Origin of the sequence: Saccharothrix deserti (assembly GCF_009769385.1) — a bacterium.
Taxonomy (GTDB): Bacteria; Actinomycetota; Actinomycetes; order Mycobacteriales; family Pseudonocardiaceae; genus Actinosynnema; species Actinosynnema deserti.
On sequence record NZ_VKAB01000024.1, the window covers coordinates 136,237 to 153,542 of the forward strand.

10 protein-coding genes and 1 pseudogene are annotated in these 17,306 nt (G+C 71.2%); 8 read left to right on the forward strand and 3 right to left on the reverse strand.

Annotated features, from left to right (window positions below):
• Positions 1 to 173 precede the first annotated feature (173 nt).
• From FM051_RS32990 to FM051_RS33015, 6 genes are all read left to right on the forward strand, one after another.
• Positions 174 to 3,422 carry a GH92 family glycosyl hydrolase gene (locus tag FM051_RS32990; protein WP_158850275.1) on the forward strand — a complete coding sequence of 1,083 codons (3,249 nt, stop codon included), beginning with the start codon at positions 174 to 176 and terminating at the stop codon, positions 3,420 to 3,422.
• A gap of 72 nt (positions 3,423 to 3,494) precedes the next feature.
• Entirely contained in the window at positions 3,495 to 4,142 is a 648-nt protein-coding gene (locus FM051_RS32995) for a class I SAM-dependent methyltransferase (RefSeq protein WP_158850277.1), read from the forward strand.
• Between the two features lie 64 nt (positions 4,143 to 4,206).
• Entirely contained in the window at positions 4,207 to 5,733 is a 1,527-nt protein-coding gene (locus tag FM051_RS33000) for a S1 family peptidase (protein WP_158850279.1), read from the forward strand.
• Positions 5,730 to 8,066: a serine/threonine-protein kinase gene (locus FM051_RS33005; protein ID WP_158850281.1), complete on the forward strand. Its 2,337-nt coding sequence runs from the start codon at positions 5,730 to 5,732 to the stop codon at positions 8,064 to 8,066. The genes FM051_RS33000 and FM051_RS33005 overlap by 4 nt, the downstream gene beginning before the upstream one ends.
• On the forward strand, positions 8,063 to 9,517 hold the full coding sequence (locus FM051_RS33010; protein ID WP_158850283.1) for a VWA domain-containing protein: 1,455 nt from the start codon (positions 8,063 to 8,065) through the stop codon (positions 9,515 to 9,517). The genes FM051_RS33005 and FM051_RS33010 overlap by 4 nt, the downstream gene beginning before the upstream one ends.
• 88 nt (positions 9,518 to 9,605) lie before the next feature.
• A complete protein-coding gene (locus FM051_RS33015) occupies positions 9,606 to 9,977 on the forward strand; it encodes a CU044_2847 family protein (protein WP_158850285.1) in 372 nt (123 codons plus the stop codon).
• Between the two features lie 21 nt (positions 9,978 to 9,998).
• Here the strand turns inward: FM051_RS33015 and FM051_RS33020 are convergent, their stop codons facing one another.
• On the reverse strand, positions 9,999 to 11,096 hold the full coding sequence (locus tag FM051_RS33020; protein ID WP_158850287.1) for a transporter substrate-binding domain-containing protein: 1,098 nt from the start codon (positions 11,094 to 11,096) through the stop codon (positions 9,999 to 10,001).
• Positions 11,093 to 12,355 carry a hypothetical protein gene (locus FM051_RS33025; protein ID WP_158850289.1) on the reverse strand — a complete coding sequence of 421 codons (1,263 nt, stop codon included), beginning with the start codon at positions 12,353 to 12,355 and terminating at the stop codon, positions 11,093 to 11,095. The genes FM051_RS33020 and FM051_RS33025 overlap by 4 nt, the downstream gene beginning before the upstream one ends.
• A 278-nt stretch (positions 12,356 to 12,633) precedes the next feature.
• Between FM051_RS33025 and FM051_RS33030 the strand changes: the two are divergent.
• Positions 12,634 to 13,992, forward strand: a pseudogene (locus FM051_RS33030) (nucleobase:cation symporter-2 family protein).
• A gap of 109 nt (positions 13,993 to 14,101) precedes the next feature.
• On the opposite strand, the gene FM051_RS33035 reads toward FM051_RS33030, so the two are convergent.
• On the reverse strand, positions 14,102 to 15,595 hold the full coding sequence (locus tag FM051_RS33035) for a cellulose binding domain-containing protein (RefSeq protein WP_202919138.1): 1,494 nt from the start codon (positions 15,593 to 15,595) through the stop codon (positions 14,102 to 14,104).
• 519 nt (positions 15,596 to 16,114) lie between these two features.
• On the opposite strand from FM051_RS33035, the gene FM051_RS33040 reads away from it, so the two are divergent.
• A complete protein-coding gene (locus FM051_RS33040) occupies positions 16,115 to 17,296 on the forward strand; it encodes an oxygenase MpaB family protein (RefSeq protein WP_238412822.1) in 1,182 nt (393 codons plus the stop codon).
• The last annotated feature ends 10 nt before the right edge of the window (positions 17,297 to 17,306 follow it).

Below are 17,306 nucleotides of genomic sequence, written 5' to 3' on the forward strand. Positions count from 1 at the left end.
CGACAGCAGGGCAACGCAATCGATCAGGACCGCACAGTATTGAACTCAGTTCGATCTGGTCAATGCCCTGTCTTCCCGGGGCTGGACGACGGGGGCGCGGTGCGCCAGAGTCGGGGAGGTGATCGGGCACGCGGATCACGTGACAACGTTGTCACCCAGAGAGGGCCCTGCTGATGCCGCTCCGACGAGGCAACACACTCCTGCTGGCCGCCGCACTGCTGCTCGTCGGAACACCGGCGACCGCCGCGACCGCCGCACCCGACTCGCCCGACGCCGTGGACCCGACCACCCTGGTGAACCCGTTCGTCGGCACGCAGAACTTCGGCAACACGTTCCCCGGTGTCAGCATGCCGTTCGGCATGGTGCAGGTCAGCCCGGACACCGGCGGCCAGGGCGGCTACGACTACCAGCAGCAGGAGATCCACGGCTTCAGCCAGACGCACCTGTCCGGCGTGGGCTGCGGCGTCGCCGGCGAGTTACCCGTCATGCCGACGACCGGGCCTGTGGACAACGTTGACATCACCGGTTACCGGTCGAGGTACTCGCACGCCGACGAGGAGGCCCGACCTGGCTACTACCGCGTCGGGCTGTCCCGGTACGGCGTGAACGCGGAGCTGACCGCCACGCCCAGAACCGGCTGGCAGCGGCACACGTTCCCGGCGGGCACCCAGGCGAACGTCCTGTTCAACACCGGCAAGGCGAACCAACAGGTGCTCGACTCCGAGGTGCACGTGGTGGGCGACCGGACCGTCGAGGGGCGGGTCCGGGCCGGGCGGTTCTGCGCCGGCCGCGACGAGCACACCGTGTACTTCACCGCCACGTTCGACCGGCCGTTCGCGAGCTTCGGCACGTGGCGCGGCACGACCCGCGCGCCGGGTGTGCCGGACGCGGCGGGCCAGGGCGGCAACGGCGCGTGGGTGAGCTTCGACGCGACCGCCGACCGGGACGTGGTGCTCAAGGTCGGCCTGTCGTACACCGGCATCGAAGGCGCCCGGAAGAACCTCGCCGCCGAGACCGGCGACTCCTACGACTTCGACGCCACGAAAGCCGAAGCGCACCGGGCGTGGGCGGAACGGCTGGGCTCGATCCGGATCGACGGCGGCGCACCCGAGCGGCGGACCGCGTTCTACACCGCGCTCTACCACTCGCTGCTGCACCCGAACCTGGCGGGCGACGTGGACGGCAGGTACATGGGCTTCGACGGGAAACCCCATACCGCGCAAGGCTTCACGCCGTACCAGAACCTGTCGCTGTGGGACACCTACCGGCCGCAGAACCAGCTGTTGGAGTTGCTGGAACCGAAGGTCGCCCGTGACGTCGCGCTGTCAGTGGTCGCGAGCGGCCGGGACGGCGGGTGGCTGCCGCGCTGGGCGCTGGCCAACAGCGAGACCAACATCATGACCGGTGACCCGGTGACGCCGTTCCTGGTCGAGGCGTGGTCGAAGGGCCTGCTCGCCGGGTACGAGCAGGAGGCGTACGAGCTGCTCAAGCGCAACGCCACCACGGTTCCGCCCGCCGATTCCCCGTACAACGGCCGTTCCGGCGTGGAGTTCTACCGCGACCGCGGGTACATCCCGTCCGGGCTGAAGCTCGGCACGGACTGCGCGCACAAGGGCGGTGACAACGACTGCGTCCACCCGGCGTCGGCGACGCTGGAGTACGCGGCGGCGGACGCGTCGCTCGCGGTCATGGCCCGTGGCCTGGGCAGGCACGACGACGCGCGCGTGTTCGCCGACCGCGGGCAGTGGTACCGCAACCTGTGGGACGCCTCGACCGGCCACTTCCGCCCCCGCACGGCCGAGGGCACGTGGGTGACGCCGTACAACCCCGTCGACGCGGGGCACCAGTTCCACGAGGGCGGCGCGTTCCAGTACCAGTGGCTGGTGCCGCAGGACCCGAACGGGCTCGTCGGGCTGATGGGCGGACGGCGGGCGACCGAGCAGCGGCTCGACGCGTTCTTCGCCTACGACAAGCTGCTCGCCGACCCGGCCGGGACCGTGCGCGAGGACTGGATCACCCAGCCCTACGACTACTACGGCAAGCCGACCTACAACCCGAACAACGAACCCGACCTGCTCGCGCCGTACTTCTACCTGTCGACGGGCACGCCCGCGAAGACCGCGACCGTGGTGCGGGCGGCGATGACGCTGTTCACCACCGGCCCGGACGGCATGACCGGCAACGACGACCTGGGCACGATGTCGGCCTGGTACGTGTTCTCGTCACTGGGCCTGTACCCGACGATGAGCGGCGGCGACTTCCTGGCGCTGTCCAGCCCCCAGTTCCCGGCCGCGACCGTCCGGACCGGGCAGAACACGCTGACCATCACCGCGCCGGGCGCCAGTGACACCAACCGGTACGTCCGGCGGGTGTCGTTCGACGGCCGGGACGTCCGGAAGACGTGGCTGGACTGGGACACCGTCGTCCGCGGCGGCACGTTGGCGCACCAGCTCGGCACCACGCCCTCGTCCTGGGGCACCGAACCCGGCGCCGAACCGCCGTCGATCAACCGCGCGCAGGCCGACGGTCGGCGGCACGTCGACGCGTCACTGCGGCAGTCGTCGGCGGTCGTGCCGACGGCGGACGCCCCGCAGACCGTGGCGCTGACCCTGGACGTGCTCGCCCAGGCGCCCGGCACGGTGCCGGTCGAGGTGTCGGCGAGCGTGCCGGCCGGCTGGTCGGTCACGACGACGCGGCAGCTGGTGATCAAGTCCGGCCGGCTGCCGACCCAGCGGTCGGTCCAGGTCGTGGTGACGGTGCCCGCCGGCACGCCGATCGGCCGTTATCCGGTTCAGGCCACCGTGAACGGGCCGAACACCGTCGTGCGTGAGGCCGTCGTGGAGGTCCGGCAGGCGGCGACGTGCGCGGTGGCGGGGGAGCAGTGCGCGGTGGACCTGACCCGGGAACTCGACCACGACGGCACGGCGACGGTCACGGCGTCCGGTCAAGGCGACTTCGACGGCCAGGGCTGGAGCTACGACGCCGCGTTGCTGCCCGCCGCGGGTCCGGTGTCGTGGGGTGGCGTGACCTACCAGGCCCCGGACGCGACCGGGACGGCCGCGAACTTCGTGGAGGCGCGCGGCCAGGCGATGCTGCTGCCCGCCGGGGAGTACGGTGCCCTGCGGCTCGTGGCGGCGTCCCACAACGGCCCCGTGACCACGGCGGTGACCGTCCGGTACGCCGACGGCAGTACCGCCGAGGTGCCGATGACCGTCGGCGACTGGGCGGGCTCCGGAGGCACCGCAGTGCTGGAGATGCCACACCGAATCAAGGCGGGCCAAGGCGTGGACGGGCCGCCGGTACGGCTGTTCGGCCTGTCCCTCCCACTCGACCAGGCCAAGGTCGTGCACTCGGTGACGCTGCCCGACGACCCGCGGGTGGAGGTGTACGCGATCACGCTGACCAATTCCGCGACCACGTGAGCGGTCCCTCTGTCGGACAGCGCCCGACGAACTCGTTCCGGCTGCCCAGATCACCGCGTTACGGTCGCCCTCGTGGTCAGCGATCCCAAGCACATCGTCGAATCGGGCTACGACGCCATCGCGACCGAGCACCTCGACTGGATCGGCCGGATCGACGGCGACCCGCGGATGCGGTTCCTGGAAGCGCTGTCGACCCGGCTGCCCGCTTCGGCGTCCGTGCTCGAACTCGGCTGCGGCGCCGGCGTTCCCTGCACAGCGGCACTCGCCGAGCGCCACGACGTCCTCGGAGTCGACATATCGGCGGCCCAACTCGACCTCGCCCGCCGCCTGGTCCCGCGTGCCCGCTTCCTCAAGCAGGACATGACGACGCTGAGGTTCCCGCCGGACAGCTTCGACGCGGTGACCGCGTTCTACTCCATCGGCCACATCCCCAGGCACGAGCACGCCGCCCTCTTCGCGCGGATCACGCGGTGGCTGCGTCCCGGCGGGTTGTTCCTCGCCGCGTTGGCCTGCGGGAGCTCCGACGGTGTCCAGGACGACTGGCTCGGCGCACCCATGTACTTCAGCAGCCACGACCCGGCGACCAACCGCGCACTGCTCCGGCAAGCCGGCCTCACCCTGCTCGTCGACGAACAGGTGACCATGCGGGAACCCGAAGGCCCGGCGACCTTCCAGTGGGTGATCGCACGACCCGCACCAGGCGTCTCCTCGACGTTCTAGGCCGAACGGGGACGGGGTTCCTGAAGGGTGATCGTTCGCGCCACCCCTGCCTTATCGTTCAAGGATGATCGCTGGTACGGGCCGTGCCGGGCCTTTCGCCCACGGGGCCGAGCCGTGGCGGGTCCGGGTGCGGGACCGGGGTGGGGGTGGCGTGCTCGGCGCCGGGGTCCTGTTGGACCCGGAGCACGTTCTCACCTGTGCCCACGTCGCGCTCGCCGCCGAAGAGCTCGCCGTCGACATGGTCGCCCTGCCCGGCTCTCCCGCCAGTGACGCCCGCATCCTCGCCTGCGTCCCGCCGGAAGGGGACGACCGGGGTGACGTCGCGATCCTCAAGCTCAAGACCAGGCAGCCGCGCGGGGTCGGGGCGAGGCTCCGCAAGGCCGCGCTCACCTGGGACCGGCCTGTCCACACCCTCGGCTACCCGCACGGCCAAGGGCTCGACATCGGCGTCTGGGCACGCATGACGCTCGCCGCCTGGGCCGGGTCCGAGTGGCTCCAGATGAACCGCCGCTCCGACGGCGAGCAGCGGGTCCGCGCCGGGTTCAGCGGGTCGGGTGTCGCCGACGACGCCACCGGGGACGTGCTCGGCATCGTGGTCAGCGAGTACACCGACGACGACGCCGGGCTGTCGTGGATGATGCCCGTCGCCGCCATCGAGGCCCACCTGCCGCTCATCTCCGAGTGGTCGGTCGGCGACCGCGGTATCGACTCCGACCGGTTCGTCCCGCCCGCCAACAGCTCCCAGCCCGCCGAACGCGTCCGCGAGATCATGGACTGGCTCGCCCGCCGGCAGGACGGAGCGGCCGTGCTGATCATCGTCGGTGACGAGCTGACCGACCTCCGGCACGCCGTCGCGCTCTCCAGCGTCGGCGACTCCGCCGAACCAGACCTCGCCCTCGACGTCGAAGGGCTCACGGCCGAAGACGTGTCACGGCGCATCGTCGACCGCGCCGGACTCGCCATCCACGGCTCCAGCACCGAACGCGTCCAGGCAGGCACACCGCCGATGACCGTCGTCGTGGACGGCGTCGACCAGGCCGACGAGCCGCAGGCCCTCCTCGACGACGTGTTCAGGCCGATGGTCTCCAGCGGCGCACGCCTCGTGTTCGGTTTCCGCGAGGACGGTTCGACGGCCCTCGACACGGCACGCACCCTGGCCCGGGAGGCGGTCACCGCACGGCTCGACGGGTTCGCCGAACGCATCGCCGTGCTGCTGCGGTCCGGCCCCGACAGCGACGCCGGCCGGCTGCGCATCCGCCTCACCGCCCTGCGCCGCGCCGCCGCCGACGACTGGGCTCTCGTCGCCGAACGGCTGCCCCGGTTCGACCGCGCCATCGCCCGGGTCGAACGAGAGCGAAGCGCCGCGCGACAAGACGAGAACGACCTGTCCGACCTGCGCGGTCTCCTGGAGGCGTGGAAGGCGAGAGCGGGCGACGGCGGGCTCGTGGAGCACATCGGCATCGCCACGGCCTACCGCAAGGCGCACGCGCGGCTGGCGGCCGACCCGGTCGACGTGGCCGCCGCCCGCAAGGCCGTGCGGGAGTACCAGGACGCGGTGCGCCGGGCGTTGGCGAAAGGGGAGCACGGATGACGGCCTGCACCAGGTTGGACTGCGACGGCACCATCGACGAGACCGGCTTCTGCGACACCTGCGGACGTCCGGCCGAGGCGCCGCGCGCCGTCACGGTGAGCAGCACCAGCACCAGCACCGGCACCGGCACCGGCACCGGCACCGGCACCGGCACCGGCACCGGCACAAGTACCAGCGCCGGCAGCCGCCGGTCGCGCACCAGCGATCCGCTGTCGCTGCCCGTCTTCGACTTCCCCGACCCGACCAGCCGCATCCTCACCGACCCCCAGGTCCCGGTCCGCGTCCGGCGCTGCGGCAACCCCGACTGCCCCGACCCGACGGCCCTGCCCGCGCAGGGCGCCGGGTTCTGCCTGGCGTGCGGCACGGCGTTCTCGTTCCTGCCCAGCCTCGAACCGGGCGACCTCGTCCAAGACCAGTACCGCGTCGTCGGCTGCTTCGCGCGCGGTGGGCTGGGCTGGATCTACCTCGCCAAGGACACGCACCTGGACGACAACCCGGTCGTCCTCAAAGGACTCATCGACGTCGCCGACGAGGACCTGGCCACCGCCGAACGCCAGGCGCTGACCACGATCGACCACCCGAACATCGTCCGCATCTTCAACTTCGTCAGCCACCCCGACGCCCACACCGGCGCGCCGCGCACCTACATCGTCATGGAGTACGTGGACGGCCTGGTGCTCAACGAGGTCGCCGAGCAGTCCCGCCACGGCACGCTGCCGCTGGGCGAGCCGCTGCGCACCGAGCACGTCATCGCCGCGGGCCTCCAGGTCCTCGCCGCGTTCGACTACCTGCACGAACGCGGCCTGCTCTACTGCGACCTCAAGCCGGACAACGTGATCGTGCGCTCCGGCAGGCACGGCGAGCGCGGCAACCGGGTCAAGCTGATCGACCTCGGCGCCGTCCGGCGGCTCGGCGACCGGTCCGGCAAGATCGTCGGCACCCGACCCTACCAGGTGTCCGAAACCGAGATCGCGGAACGCGGCCTCACCGTCCAGTCCGACCTGCACACCGTCGGCGAGCTGCTGCGCCACCTCTACTCGGCCACCGCGGACCGCACCGGCCAGTACGGCACCGCCGACCGGCAACGCGTCGAGGTCGGCCTGGAATCGTTCCGCCGGGTCTGCACCCGCGCCCTGGACGGCGACCCGGACCGCCGGTTCGCCTCCGCCGCCGACATGGCGGATCAGCTGCGCGGCGTGCTGCGCGAGGTCGCCTCGCTGCGCGACGAGCAGCCGCGCCCGGAGCCGTCGACCCTGTTCGTCCACACCGCCACGCTGCTGGACGCCGGCCTCGGCGCCGTGCCCCCGCTGCGGCGGTGGGTCGACGCGCTGCCCGACGACCTGGTGCTCGACCACGGCAGGCCCGCACCGGACGTGGTGGCCATCGGCCTGCCCGTGCCGCGCGCCACCGCCGACGACCCGGCGGCCGACGTCCTGGCCGCCGCCGACGCCGAGGACCCGCAACGCCTGCTCGACCGGCTGGAGGCGGAGGGCCTGCGCACCCCCGAGACGGCGTTCGTCCGGTGCCGCGCGGGACTCGCCGCGCGCGATCTCGACGCGGCGGCCGAGAGCCTGCGCCAGGCGCGCGAGCTGCTCGGCGGCGACGGTGACTGGCGGTTGCGGTGGCACGAAGGGCTCATCGCGCTGGCCGACGAGGACGTGGAGGAAGCCGAGGAGGCGTTCGACGCCGTCTACGCCGAACTGCCCGGCGAGGACGCGCCGAAGCTCGCGCTGGCCTACTGCGCCGAGCACGAGGGCCTGCGCACGAAGGACGAGGGCCTGCTCACCGAGAACGACAGCCTCCTCGTCACGGCTGAGCGCCTGCTCACCAGGGCCGAGGCCCTGTACCGCGCGGTGTGGCGGCGCGACCGGTCCGTGGTCAGCGCCGTGTTCGGTCTGGCGCGGGTCCGGCTGGCACAGGGCGACCGCGTGGGTGCGGTCGACCTGCTCGACGAGACGCCGCCGGTGTCGCGGCACTACGACGCCGCACGCATCGCGGCCGTGCGCGTGCTCAGCGGCATCCTCACCAGGCCCGGCCGGCTCGACCGCCCGAACGCCGCCGACCTCGCCGCCGCCACCGGCCGGCTGTCCCAGCTCTACCTCGACGGCGGCGCGCCCACCGGCCAGTCCCGCGTCCGCCTGGAAGCAGTGGTGCAGGAGGCCGAACTCGCCGCGTCCCTGGCCGGCGACGAGGTGCTCCAGCACCACGAGGAGGCGCTGCGGCTGCGCCTGGAGCGGTCGTACCGCGCGCTGGCCCGGCAGGCCGACACCAGGGCCGAGCGCTCCCACCTGGTCGACCTCGCGAACCGGTACCGGCCGGTGACCTTCCGATGAGCCACAGGGACGAGGACATGGACAACGTGCCCGGCTTCAGCCTGGCGGTCAGCCAGAACCGCTATCTGTCCACTGAGGACGACGAGATGCACGCCGTCCTCACCGTCACCGCCGAAGGGGTGACCGCCGCCGCCGCGCCCGAGGTGGCCGAGGTGATCGCCATCGACTGCTCGGGCTCGATGACGTACCCGCCGACGAAGATCGCGGCGGCGCAACGGGCGACGAAGGCCGCGATCGACGCGTTGCGCGACGGCGCGCTGTTCGCGGTGATCGAGGGCACGCACGGCGCCCGGGTCGTCTACCCGACCGGCCCGCGCCTGGTCGCCGCGACCCCCGAGACCCGCCGTGCGGCGAAGAAGGCCGTGAGCCGGTTGCAGGCCAGCGGCGGCACGAACATGGGGGAGTGGCTGGAACTGGCCCGCGGCCTGCTCTCCGACCACCCGACGGCCGTGCGGCACGTCATCATGCTCACCGACGGCCAGAACAACCCGTCCGACCGCAAGCTCGACGCCGAACTCTCCCTGTGCTCGCGGGTGTTCACCTGCGACGCCCGCGGCATCGGCGCGGACTGGGAGAAGCGTGAGCTGCTCCGCATCGCGGCGGCGCTGCACGGCACGGCCGACGCCGTCCGGCGGCCGGCCGACCTCGTCGCCGACTTCGAGGCCATGACGAAGGCCGCCATGGACAAGATCGTCCCCGAGGCGCGGATCGTGGTGAAGACGACGACCCGCGCGGAAGTGGACTTCCTGCGCCAGACCTTCCCCACCGAGGCCGCGCTCGTCGGCGACGGACTCGACGCCCGCACCACCGCGTTCACCACCGGGTCGTGGGGCGCGGAGAGCCGCGAGTTCCACCTGCGGCTCACGGTCGACTCGTCGGACGCCGAGCTGGACAGCGACATCCGGGTCGGCCGGGTGGACCTGGAGGTGCGCCGGGCGGGCGCGACGGAGTTCGAGAGCGCGTGCCCGCCCGTGCTCGTCCTGGCGCACTGGACCGACGACCTGAAGCAGTCCAGCAAGATGGACCCCAAGGTCGCCCACTACACCGACCAGGCCGAGCTGGGCCAGGCGGTGCTGCGCGGGTGCGACGCCCACGACGCGAACGACCTGGTGACGGCGGCGGTCGAGTGGGGCCGCGCGGTCGCCCTCGCCACGGCTCTGGGCAACGAGAAGGTGCTGGGCCGGCTGCTGAGGCTGGTCGAGGTCGTGGGCGATCCGAGCGAGGGCGTGGTGCGGCTCAAGGACAACCTCGCGGCCGTCGACCTGCTGTCCGTGGGGATGAGCTCGGTCATGTCGAGCATGAGCCCCGACGCGCCACCGGTGGACTACCGCTCACCCGCCGCGAAGGCCACGACGGCGGCCGCGCCCGAGATCACGTGCCCGAACTGCGGGAAGACGTGGCCCGCGACCGCACGGTTCTGCGGCGGCTGCCGCACGGCGCTGACCGCGTGACGACCGAGAACACCGCGTGACGACCGAGAACACCACGTGATGACCGAGAACACCGCGCGACGACCGAGAACACCGAGGAGAAAACCCTGTGACGACGGAGCACCCGTACTCGGAGCTCATCCGGTTCCCGCTGGCCGAAGGTGGCTCGGTCCTCATCGAGGTGGACGAGCGTGCCGGCATCTCCCGCGCCGGCCGGTCATCGACCAGGGTGTTGCAGGAGGCCCGTGCCACGTTCGAACAGGCGGTCGCCGGGGTCCGGGACGCCGCGGCGGCGGCCCTCGCGCAGTTCACGTCGATGACCCGCGCGCCCGACGAGGTCGAGCTGAAGTTCGGCCTCAAGATGGACGCCGAGGCGGGCGCGGTGATCGCCCGGACCGGTGTTCAGGGCCAGTTCGAGGTCAAGCTCCGGTGGCGCCGCGACGGCCTGCCGGCGGAGGAGGAGACCGTCGAGGAGCCGTGACGGCTCAGTCGATGTGACGGCTCAGTCGATGTAGCTGACGGGCGGCAGGTCCAGCGGCGGCCCGGGGTCGCCCAGCCCCGCCGCCCGCACCTCGTCCACGAACCACCTGTTGCGCGAGGCCACCAGGGTGCCGTCGGCGCGCATCTCGTCCAGCACGCCGTTCACGAACCGGATCAGGTCCTGGTGGTCCTTGCTCATCGCGATGCCCGCCTCCCCGCCGCCCTGGCCGCGCAGGTCGACCAGGGCGGTGCCGGGGTCCTGCAACTGGAGGCCCTGCAGGATCGGGAAGTCGGTGTAGACCGCGTCCACGAGGCCGCGTTGCAGCAGCATCAGGCACTCGCTGGAGTCCGGCACCGACACCGGCACGATCCCGGTGTTCGGCCGTGCGGCGGTCAGGTCGGCGATGCTCGTCGTGGCCGACGCGGCGCACACCTTCTGCCCGTACAGGTCCGCCAGCGAGTCGCGCCGCTCGGCGCCGGTGCGGGTCAGGAGGCCCGCGTTCGTCGTCAGGTAGGGCGAGGAGTACATCACGTCGTGGGTGAACACCCGGTTGCACGTGAGGGTCACGTCGGCGACGACCATGTCGACCTCCGGCACCTCGGCCAGCTCCGGGGTCTTCTGCCGTTCCACGTCGTTCTTGTCCGTGTCCAGGGCCAGCAGCCGGCTGCCGGTCGGCATCGTCACCAGCCGCAGGCGCGGGTCGTCGGGTGGGAGCGGACCGCCGAACAGTTCGGCCGCGATCCGGTTGATGATGTCGATCTCGTAGCCCTCCATGCGCCCGGTCGCCTGGTTGCGGCGGCTGAGCAGGGGCGTGGTCTGGCTGACGCCGACCACCAGCAGCCCGTCCTCCCGGATCTTGTCCAACTTCGGGCCGGTGGGCGTGCCCGCGGCGTCACGCGTCAGGCCCGCCGGGTTGAGGGTGCGTCGCGGGTTGTACTGGGCCCTGCCCTCCGGTGTGCCGCACTCCGGGACCAACGTGGCCTCGAGCCCCGGGTCGGAGTAGCCGTCGGGCAGCACGAGGGGCGCGGTGCGCTCCTCCTGCGGCGCCGGAGCGGGAGCCGAGCACCCGGCCACGAGCAGGGTGAGGGCCGCGGCGACCAAGCCGGCGCGCGCCCTCATCGGTAGTACTCCGCGATCCGGGGCCACAACCCGGCCACCGCCGCCACCGCAGCGCCGCCCATCAGCAGCGCGAAGACGATGTCCAGACCGTTGAGCGCGGCGCGGGCGGACGCCGTGGACTCGGCGGAACTCCTGGTGTAGCCGGAGATCGCTGCCGTGAGGTGCTCGTCGACCTGTTCGGCGTAGGACTTCTCGTCACCCACCGGCGGCGTCACGAGTGCGACGGTCTCGGGGTAGGTCAACGGCTCGTTCGGCGTCTTGATCAACGCCGTGTCGATCTCGGTCCACGACTGCAACGCCCAGGCGGCCTGGTCGACCCGGTCCCGGTCGGGGCCGGGCTCGGCGAACCTCCTGGCCTCCTCGATGAGGGCGCCGATCTTCTTCAAGTCGTTCTCCAGCGCCTTGATGTCGCCCACCGAGGGGTAGATCAGTATGCGTGCCTCGTTGCCGTCGGCGGACCGGCCGACGTTGCGCGCCTCGGCCAGGGGCGCCACCACTTGCTCCCGTTTCACGATGCTGTCCTCCGCGTTGCCCGACGAGACGAGCAGCGCGATCGGCAACCAGAGCACGGCGATCGCCGTGAGCGCGGTCGCCGCCAGCAGGCCGATGTTGACCTTGCGCCGGGTGCGCGCGAACAGGAACCGCTGCGACCGGTAGAGGATGAAGAGCACGACGACGCCCAGCAGGTAGGTGAACCAGGCGTGCTCGGACGCGTTGCGCTGGGCCTCGGTGAGGGCTTTGATCTGCTCGTCGTGCAGTTCGTCGGCGTCCTTGAGGATGGTGTCGCGCACGAGGGACGAGGCCTGCGAGAGGTAGGACGTGCCGACGGGGTGGTTGTTGCGGCTGGCGCTCCAGCCGACCTCGACCAGTTGCACGTACTGCGGAACGAGATCCGTCAGCCTCCGCACCCGTTCGGAGGAACTGCCTCCGGCGTCCCGCGACGCGGCCTCGCGCAAGGCGTCGACGGCGTCGAAGATGTCCTCGCGGAACTTCCGCTGGAGCCCGGGTGAGCGCTGTTGGTCGACGAGGACGGCGTCGAGGGAGGTGGCGTCGGCGTCGGCGAACGTGCGGTAGATGTCGAGCGCGGCGGACGTGAGCGCGCCCCGTCGGTCGACCGCGTCGTCGAGCAGGGCCTGCCGATCCCGCAGGACGGTCATCCCGACGAGACCGAGGACGATCGTGGACACGGCGGTGAGAGCCGCGATCAGCGCCAACCTGCCTTCGGTGCGCCGGAGATAGGCGCTGAAACGCTCACGCACCAACGCCACCCCCTCAAACACCTCCGCACAATTGCGGTCTGCGCCTTGGCCTTTCGGTGATCTCTATCGAGTGAATCACAGCAATTGCGCGCTGTCGTCGGAATCGATGAACCTGTGACCGCGGTTCGGTGTGCCGCACCAGCCGCCACCGGCCGCCACCGTCCGGGTCGTCCGGGTCGTCCGGGTCGGGAAACAGGATCATCATGACCTCGACCCCCCCTGCGGTCATGCACGCCGTGTTGGCTGTCGTGCCCAGTCACGTGGACGGGGAGTGTCGTATGACGAGTCGGGATGTCCATCCGGTCGACCAGGGCCTGCCCGCCGGGCGGCTCGCGCTGCTCGGCCTGCAGCACATGTCGATCATGTACGCCGGTTCGGTCGCGGTGCCGTTGATCGTCGGCAGCGCGTTGAAGCTCGACGCCGCGACGATCGCGTTGCTGGTCAACGCGGACCTGCTGGTCGCCGGGGATCGCGACGCTGGTGCAGGCCGTCGGCGTCGGGCGGGTCCTCGGCATCCGGCTGCCGGTCGTGGCGGGTGCGACGTTCAGCGTGGTGAACCCGATGATCCTGATCGCCTCGCAGTACGGGATGCCCGCGGTCTACGGCGCGATGCTGGTCTCCGGTGTGTTCGGGCTGCTCATCGCGAGGCCGTTCGCGAAGCTGATCCGGTTCTTCCCGCCCCTGGTGTCGGGGACGCTGCTGGTGGTCATCGGGGTGTCGCTGGTCGGGCCGGGCACGGCGATGATCGCCGGGCACGACACCGGGTCGCCGGACTACGCCTCGCCGTCGCACATCGCGCTGGCGTTCGGGGTGATCGCGCTGGTCGTGCTGTTCACCAGGGTGCTGCGCGGGTTCGCGGGCCAGATCGGGCCGCTGCTGGCGATGGGTATCGGCCTGGTGGCGGCGATCCCGATGGGCCTGGTGCACTGGGACGGGATCGGCGAGGCCGGCTGGTTCGGCCTGGCCTCGCCGTTCCACTTCGGCGCGCCGACGTTCCCGGTCGCGGCCGTGCTGTCGATGTGCGTGGTGATGCTGGTGACGCTGACCGAGTCCACCGCGGACCTGATCGCGGTCGGCGAGATCACCGGACGGCGTCCCTCGGACGCCGACCTCGCCCGCGGCCTGGCCACCGACGGGCTTCGGCGGTGCTCGGCGGGGTGATGAACTCCTTCCCCGACACCGCGTTCGCGCAGAACGTCGGCCTGGTGCAGATGACCGGGGTGCGCAGCCGGTGGGTCGTGGCGGTGACCGGCGGGGTGCTGGTGGTGATGGGTCTGGTGCCGAAGGTCGGCGCGATCGTGGCGGCGGTCCCGGAGCCGGTGATCGGCGCGGTCGCGGTGGTGATGTTCGCGATGGTGGCGGCGGTCGGTATGCAGAACCTGAAGAAGGTCGAGTTCTCCGGCAACCACAACACCTTCGTCGTCGCGGTGTCGCTCGGTGTCGGGCTGCTGCCGGCGTTCGCGGTCGACCGCTTCGGCAACTCGATCTTCTTCCAGCACTTCCCGGCGTGGTTGCAGACGATCTGCGGCAGCCCGATCACGGTCACCGCGATCCTCGCGTTCTCGCTCAACCTGCTGTTCAACCACCTGGGCCGGCAGACCGCAACGGACCTGCCGAAAGCGCCAACGAGCACGTGATGTGCCGCGAGGCCCTGCCCGAAGGAGTGGGCAGGGCCTCGTCTGGGGCCCCAGGGCAACGGCCGGTCGGGGGAGCGCTCGGGTGACGAGACCGTGTTGGCCTCGGGGGTCACCAGGTGAGCGGAAGGGTGGCGATGTAGTCGGTGAGCAGCCCCGAGATGACGCGGTGGTCGCGGAGGGAGAAGTGCCAGTCGCAGCCGAGGCGGTCCAGGCTCGGGTCGTCGTAGTACCAGTAGCGGACTCGGCTGTCGCCCTGCGCGTTGCGGTCCTGCACGACCTGTTCGGCGGGTTGCGCGAAGCCGTTCAGGCCGCCGACCACGATGATCGTGTCGGGGCCGTAACGGGCCCGGAGCTTGTCGAGGAAGCCCTGGTAGGCGGTCTTGTAGGCGGCGAGCAGGGTTTCCGGGGTCCACCGCTCGCCGGGGTTGATGGCGGTCGAGAAGTCGTTGGTGCCCAAGCCGACCACGACGAGTTGCGGTCGCCACGTGCCGGGGTTCTGCCACACGTCGCCGGGGACGTGCTGCAGTGCCCGGTCGTAGTAGGTGCGGAAGTCGACGTCGGGGGTGCCGCCGTTGTAGTTGCGGACCATGCCGAGGCCGGACTGTGCGTTGATCTGGTAGTCGGCGTCGAGGCTGCGCGAAGCGAGGGCGCCGAAGCTGAGGTTGGCGTTGGTGTTCCGGTTGATCCCGCCGTTGCTCGAGCAGTCACGGGTGGTGGACGTGTTGCCGTAGCCGGCGGTCAGGGAGTCGCCGATGAACTCGATCTGCCGGGTGCGGGCGGCGGGCTTGGTCAGGATCCCGCCACCCGTCGTGGCCACGAAACCGCCGAACTCGCCTGCGCCCCACGGGCTTTCCGAGCGTTTGACCAGCCGGACGCTGTGCTCGGCGTTGGTCAGGTTGTTGATCCAGTGCGTGGTCCGGCCCGGGGTCACCAGGCTGGCGACGGTCGTCCCGTCGACCTGGATGTCGTAGTCGCTGTTGGCGTCGTTGAGCACGACCCCGACGCCGGTGCCGCGGAAGCGGCCTTCGAAGTAGACGCCGGGCCAGGTGTACTGGGCGGTGTTCTCGGCGGTCTTCACCACGCGGCCTGCCGTGTGCGCTCGGGCCAGGACGTCGGACCCGGGCGGTGTGGACGTCGTCGTGGTCGTCGTGGTGGTGGGACCGGCGGAGCCGGTGCACGTGGTGCCGTTGAGCGCGAAGTCGGTGGGCGCCGGGTTGGACGAGTTGTTCCACGAACCGTTGAAGCCGAACCCGGCGCTCGCCCCGGTGCCGAGGGCGCCGTTCCAGTTCGCGTTGTCGACCGTGACCTGCGCGCCGGACTGGGTCGCCTTGCCGTTCCAGTGCTGGTTGATCGTCTGGCCGGCGGTGAACGACCAGGTCAGCCGCCAGCTCGTGATCGGGTCGCCGAGGTTGGCGACGCTCACGTCCGCGCCGAAGCCGCCCGACCACTGGCTGGTCACCTTGTAGGTGACCCGACAGCCGGCGGCGGCTTGGGCGGGGACGGTGGCGGTGATCGCGGCGGCGGCCACGGTGGTCGTGACGACGGCGGCGACCGCCAGCCGGGATCGCGCCGTGCGCATGACGGTCTTGGCAATCGGGAGCATGAATACCGCCGCATCTTCGTTGATTGACGACAGGACTCTTGCCGGCTTCGGAAGTCGAGCCGGAGACAAGGTCTGGGAGCGCTCCCGGCGGACTTTATCGAAGATGTCGCGCAACGAGAAGGCCTGCGCCGAACCGAGCGGGATGCATATCATTTCGGGCGGTCGGGTGTGCCCACCCAATCCGTGCGGACCAGCCGAAGCAGCCGCAACCCGCACGACCAGGCCCTGTCGAACCTCGTCGGTGAGCTGTCCACGCGCAGCGAGGAGTTCCGCGCGAACTGGGCCGCCGAACGGGGCACGACGAGTCGCGGCACACCGGGCGTCCGGTGCAGCGGCAGCGCTCGGCACCGTCCACTTGCGACAGACCGCGACGGCAGACTCCGCGGCCCCCGTGACACCCGAACCGTAGGCCGTTCGGATGATGCGAGCGGGCATTCGGGGGGCCGGCTTGTCCGGGGTATGGCCCCATCACCGGTGGAACCGTTTACTCAGCGGGCGCAATGTGCGCATCGTGCAAAAGTGGGGGATGGCGCCGACGTGATCGACATGGCCGCCGTGGAGGCGCTGAAGTTCCAGGGTGACCCGCTCGCCGACGCCGTGATCGCGGATCTCGTCGCGACCGGGCGGATCGACTCCGTGAACCGGGTGCTCGGCCAGTTCCGCGCCAACGACCAGCCCATCCCCGAGGACCTGCCGGAGTCGGTGCGCGCGTACCTCGTCGCCACCGACGACCCACCCGACTGGGCCGATCTCGAACGGGTGGCGGGAGCGTACGAGTTCTTCGTCGACGACGGCGTGCACGTCGCGTCCGTGCTGTCGTTCGGCGCGATGGTGAACTGCTACGCCCAGCCCCGCCCGTCACGGGTGCTGAGCCTGACCCACCGGCTGAACCAACCGCACCGGCGCCTGTCGGAGACGTCCCAGTTCGTGCTGAACATGATGGGGTCCGAGCCGTTCGGCTCCGGTGGCGCGTTCGTGCCCACGGTCCAGAAAACCCGGTTGATCCACGCGGCCGTGCGGTACTTCATCACCCGTTCGGGCGAGTGGGACGTCGAGGCCGACGGTGTTCCCGTGTGCCAGCAGGACATGCTCGGCGCACTGCTCATCTTCTCGGTGCAGGTGATCGACGGTATGCGGCGCATCGGCATCGCGGTGACCGAGGAGGAAGCCGCCGCGTACTACTACGTCTGGCGGGTGACCGGCGCGATGCTCGGCATTCCGGCCGCGGCCATGCCGGAGACCCTGGACGATGCCCGGTGGCTCAACGCCGCGCTCGTCGAGGCGTCCTACGGACCGTCGGCCGAAGGCGCTGCGCTGACCCGAGATCTCCTCGACCTGTACGAGGACATGGTCCCCGGCAAGGTGTTCGACGGCGTCGTCGCCGCCATGGTCCGCCAGACGATCGATCCGCAGGTCGCCGACTGGATGAACGTGCCCCACTCGCGGGGCTGGACCCGAGCCGTCCGCGCCGGAACCCGCTTGATGCGAGCCCTGGAACGGTCCGAGGACAGCAGCAGGATCGCCGCGACCGTCCTGGACAAAGCGGGCGCCCTCCTCCTCGGCGGCAGCGTCCGCACCCTCACCGACGGACAGTCCACCACCCTGGACATCCCGGCCGACCTGAAGGAGAAGTGGCTGGCCGCCGGCACGTGCCCGGCAAGCCCGGCCGCGAACGGAGCCACCTCGCCGTTGCCCCGGTGAGCGCCGGAGT

What these genes read in the sequence shown, in the direction of transcription:
- FM051_RS32990 (WP_158850275.1), top strand. Translation starts at nt 174, where the DNA reads ATGCCGCTCCGACGAGGCAACACACTCCTGCTGGCCGCCGCACTGCTG.
- FM051_RS33000 (WP_158850279.1), top strand. Translation starts at nt 4,207, where the DNA reads ATGATCGCTGGTACGGGCCGTGCCGGGCCTTTCGCCCACGGGGCCGAG.
- FM051_RS33005 (WP_158850281.1), top strand. Translation starts at nt 5,730, where the DNA reads ATGACGGCCTGCACCAGGTTGGACTGCGACGGCACCATCGACGAGACC.
- FM051_RS33010 (WP_158850283.1), top strand. Translation starts at nt 8,063, where the DNA reads ATGAGCCACAGGGACGAGGACATGGACAACGTGCCCGGCTTCAGCCTG.
- FM051_RS33020 (WP_158850287.1), bottom strand. Translation starts at nt 11,096, where the DNA reads ATGAGGGCGCGCGCCGGCTTGGTCGCCGCGGCCCTCACCCTGCTCGTG.
- FM051_RS33035 (WP_202919138.1), bottom strand. Translation starts at nt 15,595, where the DNA reads ATGCTCCCGATTGCCAAGACCGTCATGCGCACGGCGCGATCCCGGCTG.